We start from the raw sequence: 7,677 nt of genomic DNA, 5'->3' as shown, positions 1-7,677 counted from the left end.
AGCGGCCCGGGCCGGCTGGGCCGTGTGCGAGTCGGCCGGCGGACGTGTCTGCGGTGAGGTCACTGCACCCTCCTTTCGAAACGTCGTCGGGGCTGCCGGGACTGCGGGGCCGACCCGAGGGCCGGTGTCGTTGCAACACCGGGACCGCTGGGCGCCGTCGCCGGATCATCCAACGGCGCCCAGCGGTCCCGGCGAGTCCTCTCAGGCGCTGACCGCGCTCAGGCGCGAGACGGCCGGGCCGTGGCCGCCGGCGGCGACCTCGGTGAACATCCGCCGCTCGGCATACTCGCCCTTCTTGCCGATGTTGAACGAGCGCACCGGCCGGAAGTAGCCCATGACGCGGGTCCACACCTCGCACTCGACCGGTTCGGCCTCCAGGTGGAGCTCGGCGCACTTGTCGCAGGTGAGGTGCTCGCCCACGAGGTATCCGTGGACCGGGCAGATGGAGAAGGTCGGCGTGATGGTGATGTAGGGCGTGCGGAAGGCGGTCAGGGAGCGGCGCACGAGCTCCTTGCAGGCGGCGGCCGAGGAGATGCGCTCGTTCATGTACAGGTGCAGGACGGTGCCTCCGGTGTACTTGGTCTGGAGCTCCTCCTGCATCTCCTGGGCCTCGAAGGGGTCGTCGGTGTAGCCCACGGGGACCTGGGAGGAGTTCGTGTAGTAGGGGTTGGTCTCCGTACCGGCCTGGAGGATGCCGGGGTAGCGCTTGCGGTCCTCCTTGGCGAAGCGGTAGGTGGTGCCCTCGGCCGGCGTGGCCTCGAGGTTGTAGAGGTGGCCGGTGGCCTCCTGGAACTCGACCATCTTGTCTCGCACGTGGTCCAGGAGACGCACGCACATAGCGTGGCCGCGCGGGTCGGTCAGGTCGTAGGCGTCGTGGGTGAAGTTGCGGACCATCTCGTTCATGCCGTTGACGCCCAGGGTGGAGAAGTGGTTGTCCAGGGTGCCCAGGTACCGCTTGGTGAAGGGGAACAGGCCGGCGTCGATGTGGTGCTGGATGACGGTGCGCTTGAGCTCGAGGGTGTCGCGGCCGATCTCGAGCAGCTCGTCGAGCCGGGCGGTCAGGGCGGCCTCGTCGTCGGCGTAGAGGTAGCCGAGCCGGGCCATGTTGATGGTGACGACGCCGACCGAGCCGGTCTGCTCAGCCGAGCCGAACAGGCCGTTGCCGCGCTTGAGCAGCTCGCGCAGGTCGAGCTGGAGGCGGCAGCACATGGAGCGGATCATGCCGGGGTCGAGCTCAGAGTTGATGAAGTTCTGGAAGTAGGGCAGGCCGTACTTCGCGGTCATGGTGAACAGCAGCTCGGTGTTGGGAGCGCCCCAGTCGAAATCCCGGGTGATGTTGTAGGTGGGGATGGGGAAGGTGAAGACCCGCCCCTCGGCGTCGCCCTCGGTCATGACCTCCATGAAGGCGCGGTTGATGAGGTCCATCTCCGCCTGGAGGTCGCCGTAGGCGAAGTCGCAGACGTCGTCGCCGATGAGGGGGTGCTCGTCGGCCAGGTCCGCGGGGCAGGTCCAGTCGAAGGTGAGGTTGGTGAAGGGCGTCTGAGTGCCCCAGCGCGAGGGGACGTTGAGGTTGAAAATGAGCTCCTGCATGCACTGCTTGACCTGGGCGTAGGTCATGTCGTCCAGGCGGACGAAGGGCGCCATGTAGGTGTCGAAGGAGGAGAATGCCTGGGCGCCGGCCCACTCGTTCTGCAGGGTGCCCAGGAAGTTGACGATCTGCCCGACGGCGGAGGAGAAGTGCTTGGCGGGGCCGGCGGCGATGGCTCCGGGGACGCCGTTGAAGCCCTGCTGAAGGAGGTCCTTGAGGGACCAGCCGGCGCAGTAGCCGGCGAACATGTCCAGGTCGTGGATGTGGAGGTCCGCGTTGCGGTGGGCCTGGCCGGCGGCGGCCGGGTAGACCTGGCTGAGCCAGTAGTTGGCGACGACCTTGCCGGAGGTGTTGAGCATCATCCCGCCCAGCGAGTAGCCCTGATTGGCGTTGGCGTTGACGCGCCAGTCGGAGCGGTCCAGGTACTCGGTGATGGTGGCGATGGCGTCCACGGTGGGGCGCTCGCCGCGGGCAACGGCCGAGTCGGCCGAGCCAGGGGCCACGAGGCGCGAGTCGGCGGCGGGCGCCGGCGTGGAAGCGGGGGTGGCGACCGGAGTCGAGGCCGGGCCGTCGACGGGGCTCGGGGTGGCAGTGTCGGTGGGGGCGGGGTGGTTCTCGAGCACGGGTCTCTCCGATGGTCCTTCTCGTTCCTGTTCGCGGCCCTGTCGAGCGTGGATGGGGCCGGTTCTTCCCGGCGCCGCCAGCGACTGCGCACTACCTGCTGAGAGCGGGTCGGTCGGCGGCACCGGTGCCGACCCTACGCCCGCATGCACCGCAGGAGCCGCATTGAGCCACATCATCTTGTGTCTTGATTGTATCTGGACCACAACATCTTGCGATAGAGGTAAGGACTTTTGTCCTGATAGGCAACACCTTCTAGCGCGATCCCGCGGATGCCGTCGAAGCTGGAACGCGAGCCGACAGGGCCACTCGGAGAGCACATATGAGGCCCAGATCACTCCTGCCCGGCGTGTTGGGGCGGCACCATCCACGACGGCACGTCAGATCCACACCACCTTTACGATGGCTGTTATGGACGCCACCGCGAGCCGCCACGTGAACGGAGAGCTCTACTACGAGCACCGGGGCGAGGCTCGCGGCCTCCGGGCCGGCCAGTACGTTTACGGGATCGGCTCCTACCACTACAACTGGCACCCGGCCCTGGAGGTCCTCGTCGTCGTCACCGGCGGGATGGAACTGTGCGCGGACGGCCGGGTGGAGCGCTGCGAGCCCGGCGACGTCATGGTCATCAACTCCAATGACGGGCACGCCACCCTTGCCACGCAGCCACACACAACCGTGCTACTGCTGCATATCGACGCCGGATACCTGGCCGGCTTCACGCAGGACGGCTCCGTCCCCCGTTTCAGCTGCCGCTCCGCCGGGAGCACTCGCGACCAGCCCGGCTTCGCGCGACTGCGTACGCTGCTGGCACGAATGATGCTCGCCAGCGACCGCCCCGGACCCGGAGGTAAGGCCACCTGGGAGTCCAGGCTGCTGAGCGTTGTCGCCACCCTCTTCGACCGCTTCCCACCAGAGCCCTCCCGGGAGCCGGCCACCGACCTGCCCACCGCCATCGAGAGACACCAGGCCCTGCGCCGCGCGGTGGCCTACGTGGACCAAAGCTTCCGCGAGCGCATCACGCTCGAACTGCTCGCCCAGCACTCGGGCTTCAGCCCGGGCTACCTCTCCCAGCTCTTCCCTCAGCACGTGGGCATGACCTTCTCCGAGTACCTCACGCGCGTACGGCTGCGCCAGGCCACGCGCGAGCTGGGCGAGACCGACCACCTCATCGCCGAGGTCGCCCTCCACAACGGATTTCCAGACGTCAAGGCCTTCAACACGGCGTTCCGACGTACCTTCGGACGCACGCCGTCGACTTACCGACGGCTGCTCACCGAGGACACGCGCGAGGCTGACTCGGTCTTCCACCGGAGCTACATCTCGCGCACGAACGCCGAGGTCACGCAGATCCTGCGCCACTGGGCGAGCCTGCCCTCCGTGGCCGACGATGCGAACGAGGGACCCTGCGAGACTGCGTCGCGCCTGGCCCGACTGTCCCCCATGGACGAGGCCCTTGAACTGGCCCGCACCCTGTCGGCGCACCTGGAGGAGCTCGCCGGCCAGACCCAGTAGCAGCGGTCACCTTCCGAGCACCAGCGGCGCGGTTCCCAGCCGGGTGAATCTGTAGGTCGACGACGCACGCCCAGCTTCCCGACGGCTCCCCCGGCACGCACGCCACGCACCATGACGCGCGCCGCGCCGCGAAACGGGATGGGCGAATCCTCAGGTCTTGCCGGCCGCCGGAAACGTCGTCGAACCCGGGCAGCCAGCCGGAGTGGGACCTGCGGCCCGGCCGCCCTCCTGATGGAACGGAAAGATTCTGACGCGCCGTCACGGGACAGTGGTGCTTGGGCACGGATCGGTCCGATACCGAAGGAGGAACCATCGTGACCACCACGACCACCACCGCAGACAGCCTCAGCACGATCGCAACCGTGGACGCCCGCAGCCGGCTGTCCCGGCTCACCGACGTCGTCGCCCGTTTCACCTCACTGGTCAGCAGACGTCTGCCCGACGACGTCACCGCCCGCCTCAAGGCGCTGGCCGAGGCAGAGACCAACCCGATGGCGACGATGATCTACCAGACCATGCGGCGCAACCAGGAGCTGGCCGAGAAACTCAAGCGGCCCTCGTGCCAGGACACCGGGCTGGTCCAGATCTTCGCCACCGTCGGCAGCCACTTCCCCTACACCGACGGACTGTCCGAAGCGCTCAAGGCCTCCATCGCCGAGGCCACGAGGATCGCGCCGCTGCGGCACAACACCGTGGAGACCTTCGACGAGTTCAACACCGGAACCAACGTCGGCTCGAAGTCACCGTGGATCTACTGGGACGTCGCCGAGGGCCGAGATGACCTCACGCTGCACGTCTACCTGGCCGGCGGCGGCTGCTCCCTGCCCGGCCAGGGCAAGACGCTCATGCCGGGCGAGGGCTACGAGGCGGCTATGCGGTTCGTCCTGGACGTCATGACCTCCTACGGCCTCAACGCCTGCCCGCCGCTGCTCGTGGGTGTGGGCATCGGCTCATCGATCGACGCAGCCAGCTACATGTCCAAGCTGGCGCTCATGCGTCCGGTCGGTTCCCACGCCTCCAACCCGAAGGTGGCCCAGCTCGAGGACGACCTCCAGGAGGCCATCGACTCCATCGGGCTCGGTCCCCAGGGCCTGGGTGGGAACGGCTCGACGATGGGCGTCAACATCGAGAACTCGGCGCGCCATCCCTCAGTGCTCTCCGTCGCGGTCAACACCGGCTGCTGGTCGCACCGGCGCGGCACCATCCATTTCGACAAGGACCTGAGCTACGAGCTCATCACGCACAAGGGAGTCGAGCTGTGAGCACCACGAACGAGACCCTCCCCGAGACCACCGTCAGAGCCGACCGCCGCATCACGCTAACAACGCCGATCAAGCGCGAGGACCTTGAGGGCATCAGGGTCGGCGACGTCATCTTCCTGGACGGGCACATCGTCACCTGCCGCGACGTCGCGCACCGACGGCTCATCGAGCTCGGTCGCGAGCTGCCCGTCGACATCCGCGAGGGGGCGATCCTCCACGCCGGCCCGATCATCCGGGTCATCAACGAGGAGGCCGGCCGATTCGAGGTCGTCTCGGTGGGGCCGACCACCTCAATGCGCATGGAGAAGTTCGAGGAGGAGTTCATCCGGCGGACCGGGGTACGCCTCATCGTTGGCAAGGGCGGCATGGGGCCGGGAACCGAGGCCGGCTGCCGGACCTACGGCGCCCTGCACTGCGTCTTCCCCGCCGGCAATGCCGTCATCGCGGCCACCGAGGTCGAGGAGGTGGAGGGCGGCTACTGGCGCGAGCTGGGTATGCCCGAGACCCTGTGGATCTTCCGGGTCAAGCAGTTCGGACCGCTCATCGTCTCGATCGACGCCGAGGGCAACAACCTCTTCGAGCAGCAGAAGGTCATCTACAACGAGCGCAAGGAGCAGGCGCTGGCCGCTCTGGAGCAGAAGGTCCGGTACATCAAATGAGCAGCGCGGACGCCGGTACCGTCGCGCCGGACAGAAGCGACGGAGGAGGGGGCGGCCGCAGCCCCGGCAACAGCGGGGAGAGGACAACCGAGGCGGCGTCGGGGCCGACGCCCACCCTCGACGCCCGCAAGCCCGCGGGCGAAGGCAGCCCGGAGGCGGGAGGGCCATCGACGTCGTCGGCCGACAAACGCCCGGGACTGGGGCGGGAAACCCGGCCGCTGGCGCTGGCCGTGTGCCTCGTCGTCGGCCTGATCACCTGGTTCATCCCGACGCCTTCGGGGCTGGAGCCCGCCGCCTGGCACCTCTTCGCGATCTTCCTGGCGACGATCGTCGGCATCATCGGCAAGGCGGCGCCGATGGGCGCGCTGTCCGTCATCGCGATGGCGCTGTGCGCGGCCACCGGGGTCGTCGCGCCCGACGGCGACGCCGGGGACAGGATCTCGCAGGCCCTGTCGGGGTTCTCGAACTCAACGATCTGGTTGATCGTCTCAGCCTTCTTCGCGGCGCGAGCCGTCATCGCCTCTGGGCTCGGTGAGCGGCTGGCCTATCTGTTCGTCAAGGTCTTCGGCCGGTCGACCATCGGGCTCGCCTACGGTCTGGGGCTCGCCGACCTGCTCACCTCCCCGGCGATCCCGTCCAACACCGCGCGCTCGGGCTACGTGTACCCGGTCATGATGAGCGTGGCCAGGGCGTTCGGGTCCGAGCCGGGCAGGCCGGAGACCCACCGGTGCCTCGGGTCCTACCTGGCGCTGACGACCTACAACCTCAACCTGGCGGTCTCGGTCATCTTCTTCACCGGAGCCGCACCGAACGCCATGGCCTCTCGGCTGGCGGCCGTGGCCGGGGTCCAGGTCAGCTGGCCGGGATGGCTCATGGCCTCGGTGGTTCCGGGGCTGATCGGGGTCATCGCCGTCCCGCTGGTCGTCTACCGGCTCAACCGGCCGGAGATTCGGCGCACGCCCGACGCCTCCGCGATGGCCTCACGCGAGCTGCGGCGGCTCGGGCCGGTGACGGCTCACGAGTGGACGACGCTCGCGGTCTTCGTGTGCATGATCGTCCTGTGGGTCATTGGCGACTCGTTCATGAGCGCGACCACGGTGGCACTGCTCGGGCTGGGGGCGCTGCTGCTGACAGGGGCGCTCACGTGGGAGCAGATGAAGGCGGAGAAGTCGGCCTGGGACACACTCACCTGGTTCGCGGCCCTCGTCATGATGGGCACCGCGCTCAACGACCTCGGTTTCATCGGTTGGCTGGGCGAGCACGTAGGCGGCATGATGGGCGGGTTGGGGACGATCACCGCCTTCGCTGCTCTGACGGGTGTGTACGCGCTGACCCACTACCTGTTCGCCTCAGGGACGGCACACACGGCGTCAATGTTCTCGGTGTTCCTCGGGGTGGGGCTGGCGCTGGGGCTGCCCGGCGTTCCGCTGACCGTGCTGCTGGGCGCGATCCCGACCCTCATGGGGTGCCTTACCCACTACGGCAACGGGCCGGCGCCGCTGTACTTCGGGTCCGGATACGTCGAACTCGGGGCGTGGTGGAGGACGGGGCTCGTCCTGGGCGTCGTGCACATGGCCATCTGGCTCGTGGCCGGGCCGATTTGGTGGAACGTCATCGGGGCCTGGTGAGCCGGGCCGCCGAGGGGCGACCACGGTCGATCTCGGCGACATCATTTTCTGCCAACGAAATCCAGGTAGAGGCTGTGTCCAGTGCTGTCGTTCGCAACCTACCCGAAACAACACACCAGGACCTCAAGGCCTGTACCCAGCTGCACGGCCGCAGCACGGAGGCAGAAATACGCCACATCCTTGGCAATGCAGCGGCTCAGGACCACAAGCCACGACTGGGCTCCTTACTCACGTCAATCAGGGACGAGATCGTCGGCGTGGACCTCGCCCCAGCACGAGACCGCTCCCCGGACAACCCGATTGACCTGTCATGACTATCGATACTGATGTCATCTGACCTACTGAGGATTCACTCCAACATCATCACCCTGGACGCCCCGTCACTCTCGCTGAGGAGCCGTCAC

At 67.8% G+C, this 7,677-nt stretch carries 6 protein-coding genes; 5 read left to right on the top strand and 1 reads right to left on the bottom strand.

The genetic code is table 11. The annotated features are described in order from the left end of the window. Window positions 1–201 precede the first annotated feature (201 nt). A complete protein-coding gene (locus RIV12_RS10440) occupies window positions 202–2,211 on the bottom strand; it encodes a ribonucleoside triphosphate reductase (protein ID WP_428978933.1) in 2,010 nt (669 codons plus the stop codon). Between the two features lie 409 nt (window positions 2,212–2,620). Between RIV12_RS10440 and RIV12_RS10435 the strand changes: the two genes are divergently transcribed. From RIV12_RS10435 to RIV12_RS13185, 5 genes are all read left to right on the top strand, one after another. After that, complete coding sequence (locus RIV12_RS10435; RefSeq protein WP_309323662.1) at window positions 2,621–3,724, top strand: AraC family transcriptional regulator; 1,104 nt, start codon at window positions 2,621–2,623, stop codon at window positions 3,722–3,724. A 314-nt stretch (window positions 3,725–4,038) separates the two neighbouring features. Next, window positions 4,039–4,986, top strand: coding sequence for a L(+)-tartrate dehydratase subunit alpha (gene ttdA, locus RIV12_RS10430; protein ID WP_216095374.1), 948 nt, complete (start codon window positions 4,039–4,041; stop codon window positions 4,984–4,986). Further along, window positions 4,983–5,645 carry a L(+)-tartrate dehydratase subunit beta gene (gene ttdB, locus RIV12_RS10425; RefSeq protein WP_076069101.1) on the top strand — a complete coding sequence of 221 codons (663 nt, stop codon included), beginning with the start codon at window positions 4,983–4,985 and terminating at the stop codon, window positions 5,643–5,645. The genes ttdA and ttdB overlap by 4 nt, the downstream gene beginning before the upstream one ends. Next, window positions 5,642–7,273, top strand: a complete 1,632-nt coding sequence (locus RIV12_RS10420) for a DASS family sodium-coupled anion symporter (protein WP_309323659.1) — start codon at window positions 5,642–5,644, stop codon at window positions 7,271–7,273. The genes ttdB and RIV12_RS10420 overlap by 4 nt, the downstream gene beginning before the upstream one ends. Continuing rightward, a complete protein-coding gene (locus RIV12_RS13185; protein WP_428978932.1) occupies window positions 7,180–7,587 on the top strand; it encodes a FitA-like ribbon-helix-helix domain-containing protein in 408 nt (135 codons plus the stop codon). Before RIV12_RS10420 ends, RIV12_RS13185 begins: the two co-directional genes overlap by 94 nt. Window positions 7,588–7,677 lie beyond the last annotated feature (90 nt).

It is taken from the genome of Actinomyces stomatis (assembly GCF_031292835.1).
In the GTDB taxonomy this organism is placed as follows: Bacteria; Actinomycetota; Actinomycetes; order Actinomycetales; family Actinomycetaceae; genus Actinomyces; species Actinomyces stomatis.
Note: the sequence above shows the minus strand (reverse complement) of the source record. Positions and strands in the feature narration are given on the sequence as shown.

Excerpts from the sequence above, each read along its gene's own strand:
- RIV12_RS10435 (WP_309323662.1), top strand. The coding sequence starts at position 2,621 with ATGGACGCCACCGCGAGCCGCCACGTGAACGGAGAGCTCTACTACGAG.
- RIV12_RS10420 (WP_309323659.1), top strand. The coding sequence starts at position 5,642 with ATGAGCAGCGCGGACGCCGGTACCGTCGCGCCGGACAGAAGCGACGGA.